Raw genomic sequence first — 21,325 nt, forward strand, 5'->3', positions numbered from 1 at the left:
CTGGACGTGTAAAGTTTTTGTTAAATGTGATTTTTCCTGTTTAATCTCGCATTTCCAATTCGAAACTCACTGCGTTCCGAATTGAGTTGTACATATTATAGGCAAAAAAAGGATCAGCCAATTAACTTTGAGGGTATTCCTCAATAGTCAGTTGACTGATCCTGCTTCTTTATAATTCTTTTCCTATCTCTCTTTTTATCGTATCATCGGATTATCAATGATCTCCGCATCCACTTCTTCTGTCTTCTCCGGAATCGGCTTCTCGCCGCCCTCTTTCAGGCATTCCAGAATCGCCTCATTCAGTGACAGCATCTTATCATCCAACGCCGATACCATGTCCGCGCATTCTTTTAATTCCCGGCTGATATACTCTGGTGCCTGTCCTTCAAACTTGTAATAAATCTTATGCTCCAGACTCGCCCAGAAATCCATCGCAATCGTCCGGATCTGGATCTCGACCTTTGTATCTACCACACTGTCCGACAGAAAGATCGGAACAGACACCAGCATGTGGTAGCTTTTATATCCACTCTCTTTTGGATTCTTGATGTAGTCTTTGATCGACAGAACCTTTAAGTCGCTCTGATTCCCGATCATCTCTGCAAGCCGGTAAATATCCGATGTAAACGAACAGATCAGACGGACTCCTGCGATATCATTGACATAACGCACCATGTTCTCGATGCTTGTCTCATATCCGTACCGCTTCAGCTTCTTCACAATACTTTCTGCGGATTTGATCCTGGTCTTGATATGCTCGATCGGATTATATCTGTGTACATGTTGAAATTCATCGTTCAGTATCTCCAGCTTTGTCCCTACTTCTTTCAATGCGGAATTGTAAAGAAACATGACGGTCTTCCAGCTGTCTACATCATCGTAATACTTCATTGCTGACTGCATGTAATCTCCCCTTTTTATGTATACTTCCCTCCGGAATCTATCTCCCTTTTTCGTCCCGAAAGTAAAATCAGTATACCATTTTTTCTCTTTGAAATCTATACAGCCGGGGCAAGCTTCATAGTATTTTAATAAATTAGACAATCTCAATCTGACACATTTTCATAGTCTCTAATGCCGCCTGATGGGTCGCCGGTGTCACACCTGCGCAGCAGGATGCATCCACCTGGATCCTTGCTTCCGGAAGTACCGCCTTTAACAGTAACGCATTCGATACCACACAGATATCTGTACAAAGTCCGACAAGTTCAATGTCTGTATATCTCATCTTTTTTGCAATTTCTGCCAGCTCCGTACTTCCAAATGTTGGCTTATCAATCTTCTTTAATACATATGGCTTTAACGCATCGATAATTTCCCATCCATGCGTACCCTGTATACAATGTTCCACCGGAAGCTTTTTTCCTTCCTGAGTCTGCAAATAATCTGCCTGATGGGTATCTCTTGTAAAAATAATATCTGTCTCTTCTTCTCTTGCATCCTGCACTTTTTCAACTACACTACTTACGATTTCCTGTGCTTCTTTTGTTCCCAGGCTTCCATCCACAAAATCATTTTGCATGTCCACTACCACTAAAAGTTTTTTCACAATGTACCTCTTTTCTTTCTTTTATTTTCGCATTGCATGAATCATTTCTACAATGTCGTATCCATAACGTTCACCGGTTGCCCAGCCATACCCTTCCGGGTTCTCTTTCTGCCCCAGCCATTCCACATATGGTGCACTCCCCTTTGTCACATAAGAGTACCGGTCATCCACACATTCCCCGGCAAGTGCTTCGTCTGTCGCATAAGCTTTCAGATGCTGGATCTGCGCCCGGATCCCGGTTCTTACATTCGGGTAGGAATTTCCCGGTACACCTCCTCCCGTCGTCCCGATCCCGGCAAAATTATACTGGGTAATCTGCATATCCCCGCCATACTGCAGCCAGCCTGTCTCTTTCATCGCCTGTGCAAATGCGACTTCCGGACGAACGCCTTCTGCCGTGGCTTCTTCATAATACATCTGTGCAAATGTCTCGATATCAGGGGCGCCTCCCTGCGCCAAAACTTCTGCCGGATAAGTGCTTCCATGCGCTTTAAAATAATTTACTAATTGCCATGCGCGGATACTGCTGATCCCCATCACCGGATACTGTCCCGGCTGGATGGATGCCTCGATAGCTTCTGCCTCGGCAATTGCTTTTGCTTCGGTGCCCGATACCTGCTTCTGTTCTGTCATCTTAGTTTTTACTGTGCTGTCCTGTTTTGCTGATCCCGTGCTGTCGTTTTCGCTTTTCTCTGCCTTCTTCTGCTTTGCATTTTTTTCTGATTCTTCTATATAAGTTCTGTCGTTTCCATTTGCATTCCCGGCTTTTGACTTACCATATATCATACCAATCGATACAACTATCATACAGATTCCCAGTATAACCCGGATTATAGTTTCTCGTTTTATTCCAGACATTTTTCTGATTCCCTGTCTTTTTTCTCTATCCTATTCCATGTTCTTGATAAAGATGCTCTTTCTTTCATAAACTTTAGTATCAAAAGAGCTTCTTTTAAGCTCATTGAGTTCATTATTAGGTTCTTTATTAAGCTCATTAGGCTCATTATTTGGTTCTTTATTGGGTTCATTGACCTCAATGATCCCATTCCGACCGCTCTACAACTTAATCCAGAAAGACTACTTCATACCATAAAACACAAAATATATCACCCTCTTAAATATAGCACATCATATCATAGAATAAAATCTGTCAGATGTTAGATTTGTTGACCTATTTTTGACTTATAAAATATATAATCAACTTTTAAGATGTTTCTTGTTGATTTATTTTTAGTTTTTGCACTTTTCGATCAACTTTCAGGACCTACTTTATTGACTGATTTTTCATTTTTCCAATATATAGTCAACTTCTAAGGCTTGTTTTGTTGACCTATTCTTTGCCTTTATCTTTTTCAATCAACTTCCTAGCCTTATTTTCTTGATCTATTCTTCGCCTTTATCTTTTTCAATCAACTTTCTAAGCTTATTTTGTTGATCTATCTTCAACTTTTCTTCTTTCCAATCAATTCAACCTCCCTATCAACTTACTTTCAATGTACTCATGTACTCCTCTGACTATGATCTTATAACTCTCCTTTACTTTCTCCCTCAAATCCGCTATACTGAAAATCACTTGATGCAGAAATATTCTTGCCTTAACTGGCGCTTTTCATAATTTTTATAAGGAGGATTTTACCATGTTCCGCTTATGGGGAAAAGAATTTAAAGACAACCGTATGATCAAAGACACTACCATCTGTGATGACAGTGACGATACCAGAACACACAAGATTTTTAATGCTCTGGATGAAATCTGCTACGAATTTGATCTTAGCAAACCAATCTGGCTGGATGTCAATATCAACGAATTCAAACGGCATTCCAAAGCAAGATTCTACCAGGACAGCTTTGTGGATTCGATCGATTTTGATTTTCTGGAAATCCAGGTGATTGAAGAATAGAAAAAGAGAGGATTTTTCAGCCACATGAAAAATCCTCTCTTCTTCTATCGTTTCGTCTCATCCGAATAAATTCCACTGGAAAGATATCTCTCTCCACTGTCCGGCAAAATTACAACCAGATTCTTCCCTGCATTTTCAGCTCTCTTTGCCACCTTGATTGCAACCCAGAGCGCGCACCTGACGAAATTCCAACCGAAATTCCTTCTGTCTTTGCCGAAAGTCTTGCTGTCTCATAGGCATCTTCATCCGTCACAGTAATAATCTCATTAAATAATTCCTGCCTTGTCACCGGAGCGATCATTCCACCACCGATTCCCTGGATCTTGTGCGGTCCAGGCTCTCCACCGGAAAGCACCGGGCATCCTGCCGGTTCCACTCCAACGAATTCCACATCCGGATTCTTTTCTCTTAAATATTCACCAAGTCCAGTCAGGGTTCCACCGGTTCCTACTGCTGCAACCACAATATCCACTTCTCCTTCTGTATCTTCCCAGATTTCCGGTCCTGTCGTCTTAAAATGTGCATTTGGATTGTTCAGGTTTCCACCCTGACCGATCACGACACCTCCCGGTGTTTCTTCCAGAAGCTGTGCTGCCCTTTCACCTGCACCACCCATATTTTTCTCAGCCGGTGTCAGATAGACTTCTGCACCATAGCCGTTCAGAATCTGAATTCTTTCTTTTGACATATTTTCCGGCATGCAGATATACGCCTTATATCCTTTAGCAGCCGCTGCCATTGCAAGACCGATCCCGGTATTTCCTGAAGTTCCTTCAATGATCGTTCCACCCGGTTTTAATTTTCCTTCCTGTTCTGCTGCCTCAATCATGTTCACTGCAATCCGGTCTTTTACACTTCCACCCGGATTAAAATATTCCAGTTTCCCAAGGATCCTTGCCTGGCTTCCCTCAAGTTTCTCAATTCTGTGAAGCTCCACAAGCGGTGTTCTTCCTGTAAGTTCTAATATGCTGTCATAGATTCTTCCCATTTTTTCTTCCTCTTTCCGTTTTCTATTTCCATTTGATCAGACTGCTCTCCAGTTTTTTTACCAGCACATCAATGATCGTAACCACGATTCCCATCAGGACAATTCCGGCTATCACATTGGTATAATCTGCATAATCCGAAAATTTCTTTACAAAATATCCAAGACCGGATGTTGCTCCGAGTAGTTCTGCTCCTGTCAGACACAGGAACGCTCCTCTAAGTGTTCCCGGAAGTCCTCCAATAATATCCGGTAACGTATAAGGAAGAATGACCTGAAAAAGCATCTTCGGAGTCGATACGTTCATAACCTTCGCCGACTGAATGATCTTCGGATCCATCCCACTGACTCTGGCGATCATCGTCTGAAATGTAGGCCAGAACACTGCTGAAAAAATCACAAAAATGGATGCGATTTTAAATGTAGGCATCACCGCTACCACATAAGGCGTATATACAAGTGGCGGAATCGGGCTGATCACATTGGCGATCGGTACGACTGCTTCTCTAAGTCTTGGAATCCATCCGGTAAAAAGCCCTAAAAACACGCCCAGAATTACCGCCAGTCCAACGCCCCACGCCAGCAGGACAAGGGAACTTACAACTCCGGCAAGCATCAGCTCTTTCTGTTCGATAAAGACATAAAATACATTTTCCGGTGCCGGCACCAACACAGGATGTGTAAACCCAAGCTTATAAGCACTTTCCCATATTCCTAAGAACAGGAAGGTAATAAATGCAATGTCGATCGCACTTTTTCTTCTGTCTTTTATGTATTTGACTAAAAATAAAACTTCTGCAAATACAATCACCGCCAGATATGCTATCGGTGATTCCACTTCCTGGTCTGTTTTCAAAAAGAGAACCAGAAAAATATTGATAAGAAACGCTATATTTGCACGATTTACCAGAATACTCACAGAACCACCTCCTCACCGATTTCTTCTGCCACACGGTTATGAAACAGCGAAATCAGTTTCTGATGAAGTTTTCGATAGTCATCCGTTCCGGCAAGCTCTTCTTTTCTTCGCGGATAAGGGATCGTAACCGGAATCTCCGCACGGATTTTTCCGGGTTCCATCACAACGATCCGGTCCGCAAGAAGAATGGCTTCATCAATGTCATGGGTAACGAAAAGAACCGTTTTCCCTTTTTCTTTACTGAGCTTTGAGAAAAATTCCTGAAGCTCCTGCCTGAGCTTTGGATCGATCGCACCAAAAGGTTCATCCATCAGTAAGATGTCTGCTTCCATCGCCATCGCTCTTGCAATTGCCACTCTCTGCTGCATTCCACCGGAAAGCTGGGATGGATACTTTTTCGCAGCCTCTTCCAATTCCACACTTTTCAGATAGCCATCTGCAAGCTCTTTTCTTTCTGCACGGGTATATTTTTTCCCGCTTTGCTTAATTCCGAAGATTACATTATCTCTGGCTGTCAGCCACGGGAAAAGGGAATAATGCTGGAATACAACGGCGCGGTTCTTTCCCGGTCCTTCCACCTTTTCTCCATCAATCAGGATCTCTCCGTCCGTACTTTTTTCCAGACCTTCCAGCACGGTTAAAAGGGTGCTTTTTCCGCATCCGGACGGTCCGAGAATGCATACAAACTCTCCCTCCCGGATCGACAGATCGATCTTTTTCAGAGCCTCAAACCTCTGATGATTATCTTCATATGTAAATGACAGATTCCTGATTTCTATCTTACTCATGGATTCTCTCCTTATGATGTTCCTCTACTTGTTGTACTTGTTAAATGTTGTAAGCTGTTCCTGATAAAATGCATCATCCGGATTTTCTTTGATCAGTTCATCCAGTGCTGTTTTGTAAATCTCAGTATCAATATGATCATCAATATCTACCTTTGTGTCATCCTCAAAGAATCCGGAATCCTTAAGTGACTGATAATAAGTCTCGATTCCCTGTTTGTTCGGATCCAGTGTCAGTACGGTGCGGTTTACAAATAAATAATTTTTTACATAGTCCTCATCCTGACCGGAAAAATCAGCCAGTTTTTTCACGATATCATCCTGATTGGCTTCATCACTGTAATATTCCCATGCCCGTAAATTTGCCTTTGTAAATTTGACAAATGCATCATGCTTTTCTTCCAGTTTCTTCTTTGAAGTTACCTGACGGCAGCATACATACAGTGGAGAAAGCTCTCCTACCTGATATACCTGCTCAATTCCGATATCTGCATAGGAATTTGCAAATTCAATTGGAAGGAATCCAACCTCCGCTTCCCCTTTTGCAACTGCCTGTGCCACATTTGCCTGGCTGTCTACTTCTACAAGCTGAACGGAATCTACATCTACGCCTTCTTCCAGAAGCTTCGCTCTTGTTACTACCCAGGCGGAGTCACCACGGACCATTGCTGCTTTGATTCCTTCATAATTTTTCAGATCTTTGAATTTGTCCACATCTTCCGGTTTGGAAATGATGGCTCCGCCTTCTGCTGCGGTTCCTCCGAAGATCACCAGATCCGAACCATTTGCAATAAATGTAAGATCCGATACAACTCCGGTTCCCAGAACATCTACATCTGATTTCCCGGAACTGATAGCAGTTAAGGTAGCTGTTCCATCCTGTGTCTCCGGAAATTCAACATTCACGCCTTCTTCTTTGTAATAACCGAGTTCATTTGCCAGAATCACAATTGCTGTTCGAATAGTTCCCGGCTGAATCGCAAATTTGATCGTACTATTTTCAGAGTCCACAGATGCTTCCTTTTTGGAACTGCTCTCTGATGTCGTTTTGCTTCCACAGGCTGTGAGCCCCGTTACTGCCAATATTGCTGCGATACTAAGTGCTGTTACCTTTGTTGTAATGAGTTTCAATTTCATCATCTTTGTCCTCCTTTTTCTTTTCCTTATTTACCTATCTATTTAATAGGTTTTTGTTGTTTTGAATTATATCGTCTTATAACATATATGTCAAGTAGGAAAACTATGTTTTTATTTTCATACAATCTGCACAACATCTTTGCTGGCACTTTTCCTGTTAAATAAAAAAACAGAAATCCCAGACATTTCTGCTTTTGCATCTGTCTGAAATTCCTGTTTCCTTTTATGTTTCTCTCAGATTTTTTATTCTTCTACAATCTTCACGCCAAACTTCGGAAGCTTTTCTCCCTTTTCAACTTCATTTCCACTTAAAAGATCCTTCTTTCCTGCAAATTCTTCCGGAATTTCCAGTTCTTCATCCTTGAAGTTCATCACAAAATAGAAGCTCTTTCCTTCTCCGTTACGTTTTACGATCTCCAGACCGTTTCCATTTCCCGCAACCGGATTTGCTCCTGCATCCTCTGCTGCCATCGCAAGCACTTTATCAGTACCTGCATCTTCCATACAGCTTCCAATATAATACAGCTTTCCATTTCCATAGGTATTTCGGGTTACCGCAGGCATACCAGCATAGAAATCTTCCGCATATTCTCCAAGTGACTCCGCACCTTCCAGATGCATCAGATCGCATACGATCTTACATTTGCTCTGGCTTCCATCTTTGAAAGTCACCACATTATACTGTTCCGGTGCGAGGGCATCGATTTCTTCTACCCAGATACCGGCCATCTCCTTTAACGGTCCCGGATATCCGCCCAGATATACATTGTCTGACTCTCCGACAATACCACTCATGTAGGTTGTCACGAGAATTCCACCATTTCTCACATATTCTTCCAATGCTTCTTTCATTCCCGGTTTCACCATATAAAGCACCGGTGCAACGACCATCTTATATTTGGAGAAATCTGCATCCACCGGAATCATGCTGACACCGATATTTTTCTCATAGAAATAACGATAATAATGATGAATCTGCTCCACATATTTGAGGTCAATGGACGGACCGCTTGTATATTCCAGAGCCCAGTAGTTATCCCAGTCAAAGATCACACCCACCTGTGCCTCATTTGCAGATCCTGGTATGATATCGCTCAGCTGTTCAAGCTCTTCACCAAGCTGCTTTACCTCGCGGAATACTCTTGTATTTTCTGTTCCTGCATGGGCAATGACTGCTCCGTGGAATTTTTCGCATCCGCCTACGCTTCGACGAAGCTGGAAGAACTGGATCGTATCCGCACCGTGTGCCATGGTCTGGTAGCTCTGTGCCCGCATCTGTCCCGGACGCTTGAGGGAATTGTACGGCTGCCAGTTCTGCTGGCTTGGTGTCTGCTCCATCAGCATAAACGGCTCATCCTTAAGGCCACGCATCAGATCATGTCGCATTGCAACCAGACTCCACGGCGTATCATATGCCGGGTAATTGTCCCAGGAAATCACATCCATTTCCTTCGCCCATTTGAAATAATCCAGTCCCTTAAAGGTTCCCATCATATTGGTTGTGATCGGGGTCTCTTTGTCGTATCGGCGGATCGCTTCTTTTTCCATCTTAAAATTATTCAGCATTCCATCGGAATTGAACCGGCAGTAATCAATGGAAATTCCTGCAAATGCCGTCATATGCGGTTCTGCCGCATCTTCGATTCCGTCACCAAGCGCATTTGGAAGCACCACTTCATCCCAGTCATAAATGGTATGTCCCCAGAATTCCGTATTCCATGCTTTATTCAGTTCATCCAGTGTCTGATATTTTTCGCGCAGCCATACCCGGAACGCTTTTTCACAATTCTCGCAGTAGCATTCTCCGCCATACTCATTGCTGATATGCCAGCAGGTCACATGCGGATTATCCCCGTAACGCTCAGCGAGCTTTCCTGCAAGACGGGATGCAAATTTCTGAAACACCGGTGAATTCGGGCAGGCATTATGTCTCTGTCCGAATTTGTGATGTCTTCCTTCATAATCCGTCCTTGCCACTTCCGGATAACGTTTTACCATCCATGCCGGGAGCGCTCCTGTGGAAGTTGCAAGCACGATATCATAATTTTCCCGGCTTAGCATATCGATGATCTCATCCAGCTCTGTAAAATTATAGGTCTCTTCTGACGGCTGGATCTTCGCCCAGGAAAATACATTGATCGTTGCACTGTTGATACGAGCATCTTTGAAAATGCGCATATCTTCTTTCCAAATCTCTTTTCCCCACTGGTTTGGATTGTAATCTCCGCCGTATAAAATTCTCTTAAATGGTCGTTTCATAATATCTCCTTTTATTTCTGTCTGTCACACGTTCTGTCAGGCTGCTTTTCCTGTGTTTCTTCTTGATTATACTAAAACTGGACAGAACTTTGTATAACATGATAAACTAATAATATAACATTTTGAAACAGGTGATATGATGCCAATTTTTTTCAGAAATCTGCCCTCATCGGAGCCGTTTACCTTTGATTCTGTTGGAAACGACCGTATTCAGGAGGCTGTAAACCGCCCACGGGGCTATCCTTTTTACCATTACCTCCAGACGGAAACCGGAGAGGGAATCGTAAAAGTACAAGAAAAAGAATATCTGCTAAAAGAAAATGAAGGAATCCTCATCGCACCCTCGATCCGGCATTCCTATCAAAGCCTCCATGTCTCTCCGGACTGGAAAACGTGCTTTGCAACATTTACCGGATCCCTGGAAAGCTCGATTGGGGATATTACCGGGAACCAGCCTGTTCTCCTCATATCCAGCGAACAGGGGATTCCCATTTCAACGATTATAAAAAAGGTGGTTACACAGTATCAGAATCCGCCTCTGGATCCTCTGTCACTGTCTTCCTCCTGTTATCAGCTCCTCCTGCTCCTCGCCGGCGGAACTGCCGTTCAGGCTGCCACAGATCCTTTGTATCAGCAATATCTGGTTCCTGTTCTTCATGAAATGGAAACAAACTATGATTCTCCTCTTACGATTCAGGAACTCAGCCGGATGGTCTATGTCACACCACAATATCTTTCCCGCCTGTTCCGACGCTTTCTCGGATGCTCTGCTTACGAATATCTGACCAGTTACCGGATCGCCAAAGCACGGGAACTGCTTCTTTCCTCTCCACGTAGCGAAGTACAGGAAATCGCACGACAGACAGGATTTACAGATCCCAGTCATTTTATTGCGGTATTCCGTAAGATTACCGGGGTTACTCCACTGGAATTTCGGAAATTAAATTAACTTCTGTATGCACGAAAGAACCGGCAGTCCAAAACCGCCGGTCCTTTCGTCATATTTTATCTCATGGCATGTGATGTAATTATGCAAGTTTTTCGCCTGTGAGCATCTCATATGCCTGCAGGTATTTTTCGATTGTCTTATCCACGATTTCCTGTGGAAGTGTCCAGTTATTATCCGGATTGGCTGTGAGCCAGTCACGTGCGAACTGCTTGTCAAATGACGGCTGTCCATGTCCCGGTTCGTAACCTTCTGCCGGCCAGAATCTTGAACTGTCCGGTGTCAGCATCTCATCACCGATCACCATGTTGCCATCTTCATCAAGACCGAATTCAAACTTGGTATCTGCAATGATGATTCCTTTGCTGAGTGCGTATTCTGCACATTTTTTATAAAGAGCAATCGTGTTGTCACGAAGCTTTTCTGCTAATTCTTTTCCTCTTCCCGGGAAATATTTTTCCAGATGATCGATACTCTGTTCAAAAGAAATATTCTCATCATGATCACCGATCTCTGCTTTTGTAGATGGTGTGTAAATCGGTTCAGGAAGTTTGTCTGATTCCTGTAATCCTTCCGGAAGTTTGATTCCGCATACAGTTCCATTCTCTTTGTAGCTCTTCCAGCCACTTCCTGTGATATAGCCACGAACGATACATTCGATTGGAAGCATGTTCAGCTTCTTGCACATCATGGATTTGCCTTCGTATTTCTCCTGCTGGAAGAATTCCGGCATATCCTTTGTATCTACAGAGATCATATGGTTCGGAAGAATCTCTTCTGTCATGTCGAACCAGAATTTTGACATCTGTGTCAGAACAGTACCTTTCTTAGTTACTTCATTATTCAGAATCACGTCAAAGCAGCTGATACGGTCTGTTGCAACCATGATCAGGCTGTCGCCATTGTCATAAATCTCACGTACTTTACCTTCTTTGATCGGTTTTAATTCCTGCATGTTCTTACACCTCATTGTTTTATTTTCTTGTAAACTGAGTTTTATAAAAACTCTCAAAAGCGGTGCACTTTGAATGCCGTATTCTCAGTATCTGCACCATATCTTGCATCCTAAATAACCGTAACACCGAACATAATGAGTGTCAAGAGAAACAAGGTTTCTGGCTTATTAGCATTTTTTATTAGCATTTATTACTTTCAGAATGAACTCTTGACATTTCCCTTTTACTGACTATACTGTATTATAATAAATCAATATCATAAATACATATTTAATATACTAGACATATATTTATGGTATATCAAAAGGAAGTGCATTTTATGCAGCAAGGCATTATAGAAAAAAACCATATGGATATTCTCTGGCATGATTATGCTCTGAATAAAGAAGATACCATTCCGATCACAGAAGCCAGCCTTATAGAAAAAGCTTCCATCGTCGGAAGAACCGGTATGATGCTTCTTTCCTGTGGTACCGGTGCATGGCGTGTCCGCAGTTCTATGAATACGCTTTCCCGTGAACTCGGAATCACCTGTACCGCTGATATCGGTCTGATGTCTATTGAATATACCTGTTTTGACGGAGAAAACTGTTTTTCACAGTCGCTGTGCCTGACCAATACTGGCGTCAACACCTCGAAACTGAATCGTTTAGAGAACTTTATCAATGATTTTCCAACAAAAGAAAAATATCTTTCCGGAGAGCAGCTCCATTCTTACCTGGATGAAATTGAGCGGATCCACGGTCTGTATTCCCCGATCGCACTCGGATTTGCAGCTGCACTTGCCTGTGGCGCATTTACCTTTCTCCTGGGTGGCGGTCCGGTGGAAATGCTTCTCGCTTTCTGTGGTGCCGGAATCGGTAATTTTGTAAGGTGTAAACTGACCAAACACCATTTCACCTTATTTTTAGGTATTACAGCCTCTGTGGCAGCTGCATGTATGGTATATGCCGCACTTTTAAAATTGACAGAAGTCCTGTTTGGAATTTCACTTGAGCATGAAGCCGGATATATCTGTTCCATGCTTTTTATCATACCGGGATTTCCATTCATCACCAGTGGTATTGACCTTGCAAAACTGGATATGCGGTCTGGTCTGGAACGCCTGACTTATGCAATGATCATTATTCTTGTCGCAACAATGACCGCATGGATCATGGCGCTGATCCTTCATCTGAAACCAAATGATTTCCCGTCTCTGTCACTCACACTCTGGCAGCATATTCTGTTCCGGCTTCTCGCCAGCTTCTGTGGAGTCTTTGGTTTCTCGATCATGTTTAACAGTCCAAAAGAACTTGCCGCGACTGCCGGGATCCTCGGTGCAATTGCGAATACCCTCCGGCTTGAACTTGTTGACCTGGCATCCCTGCCGCCTGCTGCCGCCGCATTTATCGGCGCACTGACTGCCGGAATTCTGGCATCTGTCTTAAAAAGCCGGATTGGTTATCCAAGAATTTCGCTGACCGTTCCATCCATCGTCATCATGGTACCCGGACTTTACCTGTACCGGGCAATTTACAACCTGGGCGTCATGTCACTCCAGACTTCCGCTTCATGGTTTGCGGCAGCACTACTTATCATTCTTGCTTTACCACTTGGACTGATCTTTGCAAGAATCCTGACAGACAAGACTTTCCGGTATTGCACGTAAAACGTTTTTTTCGATAAAAAAATGGTGTATGAAAAATGTTTTGTCGTTTTCATACACCATTTTTATCTGCTTTATTTCCTGTATATAATCTGGTCTGCCTTTTCAATATGTCTTTCCAGCCTGTCGGAAAAATGTTCAAGCGGAAGAAATACCCCCATTTCATCGTATCGCTTTCCGTCCTCTTCCAGCGAATCCTGTCCATAATACACAACCGATCTTGGAAGATCCTTCTGAAGCTCCATCATGATATCCCACACTGCTGCATAGGCTTCTGCTTCTGTCTTTTTTTCTTTTACCGTATCCGGAAGTTCATAAATCAGAAGAACTCCGTTATGTTCTCCCATCTTGTACTCCTGCGCTTCCATTGTATCCAGATCATAAGAGTGTCTTTTTCGATAACCGTGAGCCAGATACATTTTTACTTTGTCACGCTTCTGGTAAACTTTGCAGAACTTTTCATATTCTTTTTCTTTTACGCGAACCGGCAGATCCTCCAGCAGATTTCCATCTTCATCCGTCAGAAAATACGGATTCATCTGACCGTCCGCATTAAACTTAAACGGCACAAGAAAAGCATTTCTCAAAAGATCAAACATACTGTTCTGGCACACCGCCATCAGAAATGCTGTCAGATCTTTATTTTCATACGCATCAAATAATGCACTCGTAAACTGCTTTGCCGGAAGATTCTCCGTCATAAATTCATCTCCGGAATCAATTGCATCATAAAAAGTGCTTTTCAGGCGTCTGCATGCCTCCGGGTTTTCCAGTATTTTGTCAAATAACATCTCAGCCTTTTCTTCTCTTGGAAAAATCGTTGCCATATCTATCCTTCCTTTACTTCCTAATGATATGATTTCTTTAAATCCTACTATATTATAGGTTTATCCAAGTGATTCGTAAATTGCATAATTTGTATTGTAACTATATCACTGTGACATAATGACGATTTTGTATTTTTTCAAAAAATCATACCCGTATTCATTTTCAGAATCCCCTCTTCTCTTTACTTTTCCGGTACAGATGTTAAAATAATTTCAGTAAATACTTTTGGCTGCCATGCAGCCAGGCAGAAAGGATTCTATCTATGTCAGATTATTATATTTCTCAAATCTATCCTTCCGACAAAAGAGCCAATGACGAAGTGGACGCGCTGCTTGTCTCAGAAGGAATCCGCAGGGATGCCAACCTGGATTACACCTGTGGAATGTATGACGATGAGATGCACATTATCGCAACCGGAAGCTGCTTTGGCAACACCTTACGATGTTTTTCCGTAAGCCATGAACATCAGGGTGAGGGACTGATGAATTCCATCGTCTCACATCTGATCGAGTTCCAGTTTTCAAGAGGGAATACCCACCTCTTCCTCTATACCAAATGTAATTCGGCAAAATTCTTCGGCGATCTTGGATTCTATGAAATTGCCCGGATTGAGGGGCAGATTGTCTTCATGGAGAACCGGAAAACCGGATTCCAGAACTATCTGAACAGTCTTGCAAAGGATCCGCTCCCGGAAGGGTATGCTGTAGCTGACTCATCTGCCGCGCCAAATTCAGAGTCGGACACTGACGCTTCATGCGATTGTTCAGATAAAAAAGTTGCCGCACTCGTCATGAACGCCAACCCATTCACCCTCGGCCACCAGTACCTTGTCGAAAAAGCTGCCGCTGAAAATGACCTGCTTCACCTCTTCATCGTCAGTGAGGATGCAAGCCTGGTTCCGTTTCAGGTAAGAAAACGGCTCGTCATAGAAGGAACTGCACATTTGAAAAACATCTGCTATCACGACAGTGGTCCGTATATCATCAGCAATGCCACCTTCCCGAGCTATTTCCAGAAAGATGAAAATGCAGTCATCGAAAGCCATGCCATGCTGGATCTGACTGTATTTACGCAGATTGCAAAGACACTCGGCATCACACGCCGCTATGTGGGGGAAGAGCCGACAAGCCTAGTTACCGGAATCTACAACCAGATCATGTCTGAGAAGCTGCCGGAGCAGGGAATTGAATGTATCATCGTACCACGAAAGACCTGTGAGGACACACCGATCAGTGCTTCCAATGTACGTCTTGCCCTGCAAAATGATAATTTCGATACACTTGCAAAGCTGGTTCCACAGACCACACTGGATTACTTCAGAAGTCCGGAAGCTGTGCCTGTGATCGAGCGGATTAAAAAACAGCAAAATGTAATTCATTATTAGGAGGAATCAAAATGGAAGGACAGGAAGTTGTATTAACCGACATGCTCGCCTGCCGAGAGCGCCGCGTCAATACGCAGAACGCATATATTCAGAAATACCATTGCCCGGTGATCTCATTCTGCATGAATATCCCGGGACCAATAAAGACAAATGACAAGATCAAAAAAGCATTCCTTTCCGGGAAAAAAGCTCTGTTCGATGCATTACAAAAAGAGAACATTCCGGTTCTCTCACAGATTGAATTTGATGATAAGACCGGAAATGAAATCCTTCTTGCAGTTGACTATCCGGCAGATAAGATCAAAGAACTAACTACAGAAATTGAAGAAATGCATCCGTTTGGACGGCTTTTTGATATGGATGTAATCGGAACGGACGGGGAAAAACTCTCCCGCAGTGTCTACCGTAAATGCCTGATCTGCGGCTGTCAGGCACAGGAATGTGCCAGGTCGCGGAAACATACCGTTTCTGAGATGCAGGCTAAGATTGAAGAAATATTATTGTAATACAATAAAAATTTGTCATATAACGGTTGTTCTTATCATTCACATCGTTATATGGCAAATTTTTTATTTAGCTATTTAAATCTCAAGTTTTTCTTTTTACTCATTTCCTTAAATTTCTTTAAAACGCTTTACCGGCTCCGGTTTTTCCGGATGCTCTCCGATCATCTTCTCCATCCAGACCATATGATACCATCGTCCAAATTTGTAACCACACTTTCGGAATTCTCCGATCAGACGATACCCCAGATGCTCATGGAACTGCTCACTGTTCTTTGTCAGATATTCATCATCCACCTCGGGATAGCCGATGCACGCATACAGATTGATGATATTCTGCGCTTTCAGCGCATCCTCCAGTGCCTGATAAAGTAATTTCCCAACGCCACTGTGTCTGCAATCTTTCTTAATGTAAATCGTAGTTTCCGCCGACCAGTCATATGCAGCCCGGCCATAAAAAGCTCCGGCATATGCATAACCGATGATCTCCCCATCTCTTACCGCCACCAGATACGGATATTTCTCCAGTGTATGGTGAATCCGCCCGGTAAACTCTTCCAGAGTCGGCACGTCATATTCAAAGGTAATTGCTGTGTCCGTAACATACGGTGCATAGATATTTAAAATTTCTTCCGCGTCCGCCTCAGTTGCCGGGCGGATCCTGATTTCATTTGTATCCATTTTTCTACTCCTGATCCCTATATCCAGTTGCTGTCAATTTCTTCTTTCAATTCACAGAACATTTTGTAAAACTCCTGTTTTGCCAGCGTAATGATTCCCATCGCAATCTTCCGGTTATAAGAATGTGTTACATTATTTCTTTCATCATCTTCCATGACTGCTCAAAAGTAATTTCATATAATCCAACCAAACCAGTTAAAACGACATTATCACACGGTGTATATTATATTTTTTTACAAATGAAATGATTTCATCTATAACTTCCATTTTTATTCCGGTATTCACAAAAGTCTGCATCATTTTCCTTCCATATCAAATGCGCGTTCCCCCAGAATCCGCATCCATCTTTTTCTAGTCTTCCTCACACACTTCAATCTTAAACACATTGATCGTATCCACATCCGGACAGCAAAATACTGCCGTTCCTGGCTCCTGTCCCGGAATATTTCCGCCGTACCGCAGGATATCCACATATGGAAATGCCACATGCATCGCCATCGGGCAAAGTTCACCTCTTTGGGTATCAAAATCATAGCTGTCTCCAATCTTATGTCCTCTGTGACATCCAACCGGTCCTTTCCGGTCGATCAATGTAATTTTTATCTTCGGTCTTCTGCTCATTATACAATTTCCTCCAGATACTGTTCAATTGGAATTCCTTTGTATTTATCTTCGTTATCCTTATTTTTTGCAATCAGCTTTTCCACTGCATTCATTGCAAGCCGGACACTTTCTGTCAGCGGCGTTCCGCTCTTGAATTTACCGATCAGGACAGAAGAAAAAATGTCTCCTGTTCCGGCAAACCGAACCGGAATTTCTGTATATGGAAGGCTGGTGATCTCGCCATTTTCTCCATCCAGAATCATCGTACAGGAGTGTCCATCGATCTTCATACTGGTAATAACTACCGTCTTTGCTCCATCTGCATGAAGCATCCGGATCAGATCCTCTGCTTCTTCTTTTGTAAGATCCATCTTGTCTGTATACTTTCCTGCAAGAAAAGCTGCTTCCGTATAATTCGGTACGATCATATCTGCCACCTTGCACATCTGACGCATATAAGTAACGGTCTTCTCCGTCACACCATTGTAAAGGTGTCCGTCATCTCCCATGATCGGGTCTACGAAAATGAAAGTTCCATCCTCTTTTTTCTTCTGACAATACTCGGAAACCAGCTTTGTCTGTTCTTCAGAAACCAGAAATCCGGTACTGATCATGTCAAACTTAAATCCAAGCTCGTCCCAGATCCGCATACTGTTCTTCATATAATCCGTTGTTTCCAGAATGTCGAATTTTCCGTAGTCCAATGTATTTGACACCAATGCTGTCGGAAGGTTGTATACTTGGAATTTCATGCTGGAAAGGATTGGTATCATCGAAGATAACGCGACCTTTCCATAGCCTGCCATATCGTTGATAAGTAATATACTCTTCATGTTTTATCCTCTTTTCTGGAAATTTTCCGCACTTTTTTCTACTATAAAATTTATCATACCATGAATCAAATTTGTATACAAGCAATGAAAAAGATAGAAGCCTTCTCATATTCCGTCAGCATTTCCCGCATTACCTTTTTCCACATAGAAAAAGACTAAATATTATTCTTACTCTTGACACATCTGTACTAGCTGTATATACTGTACCTATACAGTTAAAACATGTAAAAATGAGGTGAAGACGTGAATATTTTCATAGATAACAAAAGTGGTGCACCCATCTATGAACAGATTTACACGCAGCTTAAGTCTCAGATCATCAGCGGAACGCTCCTGGAAGATGAAGCCCTGCCTTCCATCCGAAGCCTTGCCAAAGACCTCCGGATCAGTGTCGTGACCACCAAACGGGCTTACGATGAACTGGAAAAAGAAGGATTCATTTATACAATCGCAGCAAAAGGCTGCTTTGTCGCTCCGCTTAACACGGATCTTCTGCGTGAAACCAATCTAAAGAAAATTGAAGACTATATGGAAAAAATAGTACATCTTGCAGCTTCCTGTAATCTCAGTGAACAGGAGCTTACCGAGATGCTTCATTTCATGATGGAGGAATAACTTATGACCACATTTGAAACAAATGCATTAGAACTAAAAGATCTGTGCAAATCCTATCCCGGATTTTCACTGGATCATCTGAATCTTACACTTCCAAGCGGCTGTATCCTTGGACTGATCGGGGAAAATGGTGCCGGAAAGACGACCGCAATCAAGCTGATTCTGGATATTATCAGGAAAGATTCCGGTACCATACGGATTCTTGGGAAAGACTGCTCTACCGAAACTTCTATCCCAAAAGAAGAGATTGGCGTTGTTATGGACGAAGTCGGTTTTCCAGAATGCCTGACTCCGACACAGATCGGGCTGATTATGAAGGATTCTTTCAACAACTGGGATTCTTCTTTGTACAGCCAGTATCTCCAGACTTTTCATCTTCCGGAGAAAAAAGAATTTGGACAGTTCTCCAAAGGAATGAAGATGAAGCTCGGGATCGCAGTTGCCCTCTCCCACCATCCAAAGCTTCTGATCCTTGATGAAGCAACCAGCGGACTGGATCCTGTGGTACGGGATGAGATTCTCGACATTTTTAACGATTTCACACGTGATGAATCGCATGCGATCCTGATTTCTTCCCACATTGTAAGTGACCTGGAAAAAATCTGTGACTATATCGCATTTCTCCATAAAGGAAAACTGGTTCTTTATGAAGAAAAAGACCGGCTCCTGGAAGAATATGGCATTATCCAGTGTACAAAGGAACAGTTACAGGAACTGGATCCTTCTGCGATTATCGGAGTCAAACAGACTTCTTATAATACGGAAGCTGTTATCCTCCGAGATCAGATTCCGGAAGGCTTTTCCGTTCAGCCGGTCAGCATTGAAGACCTGTTTATATTTATGATAAAGGAGGCGCACTGATATGAAAGGACTCTTACGCAAAGACTGTTATCTTATGATGAAATACTGCCGTGTCTTTTTTCTGGCAGTACTCATATTTACAATCGTCGGCATCAAAAACGATCAGGTCTTTTTCGCCCTGTATCCGATTGTACTTTCCAGCATTATTCCGGTAAACCTGCTTTCTTACGATGAAAAAGCACACTGGAACAGCTATGCCTGTACTTTCCCATATACCCGAAAAGCTATCGTATCCTCCAAATACATTTTAACCTTATGTGTCCTTGGAGCATCAAGTTTACTAATTATTTTTGCACAGGTATGTAATATGTTAATAAACCATAATTTTCAACTTTTTGGCTTATTCTCAACTTTTGCAGTGATACTTTCCTGTGGTTTATTACCGCCGGCATTTATGTTTCCATTTACATTCAAGCTTGGAAGTGAAAAAGGCCGCTTTGCCTATTATACGGGATTCGTTCTCTTTTTTGTAATCCTGGCTTTCTTTCAGGAAGTTACGGATAATCTCTCACTTCGTATTACACAAATGGCAGTTCCACATGCCCCAATCGTAATTGTCTTTCTGATCGTATTCGGACTCTATGGACTTTCATGGTTTCTATCTATGAAATTTTACCAGAAACGGGACTTGTAATTCTTTCTATAATAACAAAAGCGATTTACCTCAAAGTAAACCGCTTTTGCTCGTTTATTCCATAATCGTTTCCATTCGCTCTTTAATAATATCGGCAATTTCCCATCCCGCATACTGTTCACTGATGCAGTCTCTTGAAATCACACCACCGGCTTTGTCCATATGCCCTCCGCCGTTTCCAATTCCATCACACAGCTTCGCTGCAACCTTATTTGCCAGATAATCTCTGTCTGCACTTCTTACCGAAATCTGATAACCACTGTCAATATCTGTATATGCAATACTGATCTTCGCTACATCGACTTTGATCGCCATATCGCCGATAATTCCAAGTACCGACTGTTCACAATGCATGGCACTGATCAGAAGATACTGCTTATCCTGGTCGAAATAAGCATGATGTAGAGCTTCTCCGGCAATCATAAGATCTTCCAGACTCATACAGGATTTCTTCAGACGCTCCAGCTCCGGATAATCATCCCGTAATTCATCACGCATGGCAATATCATTCTTCTTATAGAGATCCACATACGATGAAGTATCTGTATACAATCCATATAAGAACGCAATACTCAGTCCTCTGTTTGCCTTCACGTCATATCCTTCTTCTTTCAGAAGTTCCCATACAATTGTAGAACAGCTCTGATAAGAATTGTCGATCAATGTCTGCGGTGTCTTTTTCATAAAAGGCATGTGATGATCGATCACCACTATATTGTCTGCATCAAAGTGATATACATTCCCCTGACCGTATTGTCCATCAACGAGTAGCAGAAGCTCTGTATCAGGAAGCTCCTTTACATACTCTGCCGGGATCTCACAGATATTCAGCATATACAAAAGATCCTTCTTCTGTATCTCCCGTTCTCCACCGTAAATAATCGACGCTTTGATATCATGCAGTTTTAAATATGTATATACGCCATATGCCGCCGCCAGTGCATCTGCATCCGGACAGTTATGGCACTGAATACATACTTTTTTGTACTTTAATAGCTGATTTAAAAAACCCATTTTCTCCCGCCTCTTAGATTACTCTCATTCTTTCAGCATATTACCACATTTTTCCTTAAAGGTAAATAAACTAAATTTATTCTTTTTCATGTTCATGCTTTTTCATGAAAAATCAAATACCTTTTGTAAAATAAAAAAACTGCAAACCCTTATGGTCTACAGCTCCCTTACTTTTCTCATGTACCTTCAAAACCACATACAAATTTAAATCTTTACTCCATCCATTTTCTCTTACCCTGTCCTACCTTCTTGGTTATGCCCTCGACCGATTAGTAACAGTCAGC

The 21,325-nt window shown here is 42.5% G+C and carries 23 protein-coding genes and 1 pseudogene; 8 read left to right on the top strand and 16 right to left on the bottom strand.

Annotated elements, in window-relative coordinates; translation table 11 throughout:
- Window positions 1-195: 195 nt before the first annotated feature.
- The 4 genes from G4407_RS13615 to G4407_RS13630 all read right to left on the bottom strand — a co-directional run bounded on the left by G4407_RS13615 (window position 196) and on the right by G4407_RS13630 (window position 2,577).
- The gene (locus G4407_RS13615) at window positions 196-903 is read right to left on the bottom strand and encodes a GTP pyrophosphokinase (RefSeq protein ID WP_173689303.1); all 708 of its coding nucleotides are present in this window, start codon (window positions 901-903) and stop codon (window positions 196-198) included.
- A gap of 133 nt (window positions 904-1,036) precedes the next feature.
- Entirely contained in the window at window positions 1,037-1,549 is a 513-nt protein-coding gene (locus tag G4407_RS13620) for a cysteine hydrolase family protein (RefSeq protein ID WP_173689304.1), read from the bottom strand.
- 21 nt (window positions 1,550-1,570) lie between these two features.
- Window positions 1,571-2,356, bottom strand: a complete 786-nt coding sequence (locus G4407_RS13625; protein WP_243259262.1) for a glucosaminidase domain-containing protein — start codon at window positions 2,354-2,356, stop codon at window positions 1,571-1,573.
- Window positions 2,357-2,394: 38 nt separating this feature from the next.
- Window positions 2,395-2,577 (bottom strand): hypothetical protein, encoded by a 183-nt coding sequence (locus G4407_RS13630; protein WP_173689286.1) that lies wholly within the window; start codon window positions 2,575-2,577, stop codon window positions 2,395-2,397.
- A 609-nt stretch (window positions 2,578-3,186) separates the two neighbouring features.
- On the opposite strand from G4407_RS13630, the gene G4407_RS13635 reads away from it, so the two are divergent.
- Entirely contained in the window at window positions 3,187-3,450 is a 264-nt protein-coding gene (locus G4407_RS13635; RefSeq protein WP_173689306.1) for a hypothetical protein, read from the top strand.
- Between the two features lie 44 nt (window positions 3,451-3,494).
- Here the strand turns inward: G4407_RS13635 and cysK are convergent.
- The 5 genes and pseudogenes from cysK to G4407_RS13660 all read right to left on the bottom strand — a co-directional run bounded on the left by cysK (window position 3,495) and on the right by G4407_RS13660 (window position 9,535).
- Window positions 3,495-4,438 (bottom strand): annotated as a pseudogene (gene cysK, locus G4407_RS13640) (cysteine synthase A).
- A 22-nt stretch (window positions 4,439-4,460) separates the two neighbouring features.
- Window positions 4,461-5,354, bottom strand: a complete 894-nt coding sequence (locus tag G4407_RS13645; RefSeq protein WP_173689307.1) for an ABC transporter permease — start codon at window positions 5,352-5,354, stop codon at window positions 4,461-4,463.
- On the bottom strand, window positions 5,351-6,142 hold the full coding sequence (locus tag G4407_RS13650; RefSeq protein WP_173689308.1) for an ABC transporter ATP-binding protein: 792 nt from the start codon (window positions 6,140-6,142) through the stop codon (window positions 5,351-5,353). Before G4407_RS13650 ends, G4407_RS13645 begins: the two co-directional genes overlap by 4 nt.
- Window positions 6,143-6,166: 24 nt before the next feature.
- Complete coding sequence (locus G4407_RS13655; RefSeq protein WP_173689309.1) at window positions 6,167-7,279, bottom strand: ABC transporter substrate-binding protein; 1,113 nt, start codon at window positions 7,277-7,279, stop codon at window positions 6,167-6,169.
- A 240-nt stretch (window positions 7,280-7,519) separates the two neighbouring features.
- Window positions 7,520-9,535, bottom strand: coding sequence for a beta-galactosidase (locus G4407_RS13660; protein ID WP_173689310.1), 2,016 nt, complete (start codon window positions 9,533-9,535; stop codon window positions 7,520-7,522).
- A 136-nt stretch (window positions 9,536-9,671) separates the two neighbouring features.
- Here G4407_RS13660 and G4407_RS13665 point away from each other — a divergent pair, with 136 nt between their 5' ends.
- On the top strand, window positions 9,672-10,484 hold the full coding sequence (locus G4407_RS13665; protein ID WP_243259263.1) for an AraC family transcriptional regulator: 813 nt from the start codon (window positions 9,672-9,674) through the stop codon (window positions 10,482-10,484).
- A 79-nt stretch (window positions 10,485-10,563) separates the two neighbouring features.
- On the opposite strand, the gene G4407_RS13670 is transcribed toward G4407_RS13665, so the two are convergent.
- The gene (locus G4407_RS13670) at window positions 10,564-11,436 is read right to left on the bottom strand and encodes a phosphoribosylaminoimidazolesuccinocarboxamide synthase (RefSeq protein WP_173689311.1); all 873 of its coding nucleotides are present in this window, start codon (window positions 11,434-11,436) and stop codon (window positions 10,564-10,566) included.
- Between the two features lie 320 nt (window positions 11,437-11,756).
- Here G4407_RS13670 and G4407_RS13675 point away from each other — a divergent pair, with 320 nt between their 5' ends.
- Window positions 11,757-13,088: a threonine/serine exporter family protein gene (locus tag G4407_RS13675; RefSeq protein WP_173689312.1), complete on the top strand. Its 1,332-nt coding sequence runs from the start codon at window positions 11,757-11,759 to the stop codon at window positions 13,086-13,088.
- Window positions 13,089-13,159: 71 nt separating this feature from the next.
- Here the strand turns inward: G4407_RS13675 and G4407_RS13680 are convergent, their stop codons facing one another.
- Window positions 13,160-13,912 carry a DUF4866 domain-containing protein gene (locus G4407_RS13680; RefSeq protein ID WP_173689313.1) on the bottom strand — a complete coding sequence of 251 codons (753 nt, stop codon included), beginning with the start codon at window positions 13,910-13,912 and terminating at the stop codon, window positions 13,160-13,162.
- A 263-nt stretch (window positions 13,913-14,175) separates the two neighbouring features.
- Between G4407_RS13680 and G4407_RS13685 the strand changes: the two genes are divergently transcribed.
- Together G4407_RS13685 and citX are read left to right on the top strand one after the other, a co-directional pair.
- Window positions 14,176-15,297 carry a [citrate (pro-3S)-lyase] ligase gene (locus G4407_RS13685; RefSeq protein ID WP_173689314.1) on the top strand — a complete coding sequence of 374 codons (1,122 nt, stop codon included), beginning with the start codon at window positions 14,176-14,178 and terminating at the stop codon, window positions 15,295-15,297.
- An 11-nt stretch (window positions 15,298-15,308) separates the two neighbouring features.
- The gene (citX, locus tag G4407_RS13690) at window positions 15,309-15,803 is read left to right on the top strand and encodes a citrate lyase holo-[acyl-carrier protein] synthase (protein ID WP_173689315.1); all 495 of its coding nucleotides are present in this window, start codon (window positions 15,309-15,311) and stop codon (window positions 15,801-15,803) included.
- Between the two features lie 108 nt (window positions 15,804-15,911).
- On the opposite strand, the gene G4407_RS13695 is transcribed toward citX, so the two are convergent.
- The 4 genes from G4407_RS13695 to G4407_RS13710 form a co-directional block, all read right to left on the bottom strand.
- The gene (locus G4407_RS13695; protein ID WP_173689316.1) at window positions 15,912-16,481 is read right to left on the bottom strand and encodes a GNAT family N-acetyltransferase; all 570 of its coding nucleotides are present in this window, start codon (window positions 16,479-16,481) and stop codon (window positions 15,912-15,914) included.
- A gap of 17 nt (window positions 16,482-16,498) precedes the next feature.
- A complete protein-coding gene (locus G4407_RS13700) occupies window positions 16,499-16,636 on the bottom strand; it encodes a hypothetical protein (RefSeq protein WP_173689287.1) in 138 nt (45 codons plus the stop codon).
- A 196-nt stretch (window positions 16,637-16,832) separates the two neighbouring features.
- Window positions 16,833-17,102 carry a TIGR04076 family protein gene (locus G4407_RS13705; protein WP_173689317.1) on the bottom strand — a complete coding sequence of 90 codons (270 nt, stop codon included), beginning with the start codon at window positions 17,100-17,102 and terminating at the stop codon, window positions 16,833-16,835.
- Window positions 17,102-17,917 carry a pyridoxamine kinase gene (locus G4407_RS13710; RefSeq protein WP_173689318.1) on the bottom strand — a complete coding sequence of 272 codons (816 nt, stop codon included), beginning with the start codon at window positions 17,915-17,917 and terminating at the stop codon, window positions 17,102-17,104. Before G4407_RS13710 ends, G4407_RS13705 begins: the two co-directional genes overlap by 1 nt.
- 243 nt (window positions 17,918-18,160) lie before the next feature.
- Between G4407_RS13710 and G4407_RS13715 the strand changes: the two genes are divergently transcribed.
- The 3 genes from G4407_RS13715 to G4407_RS13725 are packed head-to-tail and all read left to right on the top strand — an operon-like array spanning window position 18,161 to window position 20,027.
- Window positions 18,161-18,532 (top strand): GntR family transcriptional regulator, encoded by a 372-nt coding sequence (locus G4407_RS13715; RefSeq protein WP_173689319.1) that lies wholly within the window; start codon window positions 18,161-18,163, stop codon window positions 18,530-18,532.
- A gap of 3 nt (window positions 18,533-18,535) precedes the next feature.
- Window positions 18,536-19,393, top strand: a complete 858-nt coding sequence (locus tag G4407_RS13720; protein WP_173689320.1) for an ABC transporter ATP-binding protein — start codon at window positions 18,536-18,538, stop codon at window positions 19,391-19,393.
- A gap of 1 nt (window position 19,394) precedes the next feature.
- Window positions 19,395-20,027 (top strand): ABC-2 transporter permease, encoded by a 633-nt coding sequence (locus tag G4407_RS13725; RefSeq protein WP_173689321.1) that lies wholly within the window; start codon window positions 19,395-19,397, stop codon window positions 20,025-20,027.
- A gap of 54 nt (window positions 20,028-20,081) precedes the next feature.
- On the opposite strand, the gene G4407_RS13730 is transcribed toward G4407_RS13725, so the two are convergent.
- On the bottom strand, window positions 20,082-21,041 hold the full coding sequence (locus G4407_RS13730; protein ID WP_173689322.1) for a DHH family phosphoesterase: 960 nt from the start codon (window positions 21,039-21,041) through the stop codon (window positions 20,082-20,084).
- Window positions 21,042-21,325: the final 284 nt, after the last annotated feature.

Origin of the sequence: Allocoprococcus comes (genome assembly GCF_013300725.1) — a bacterium.
Lineage (GTDB): Bacteria > Bacillota > Clostridia > Lachnospirales > Lachnospiraceae > Allocoprococcus > Allocoprococcus comes_A.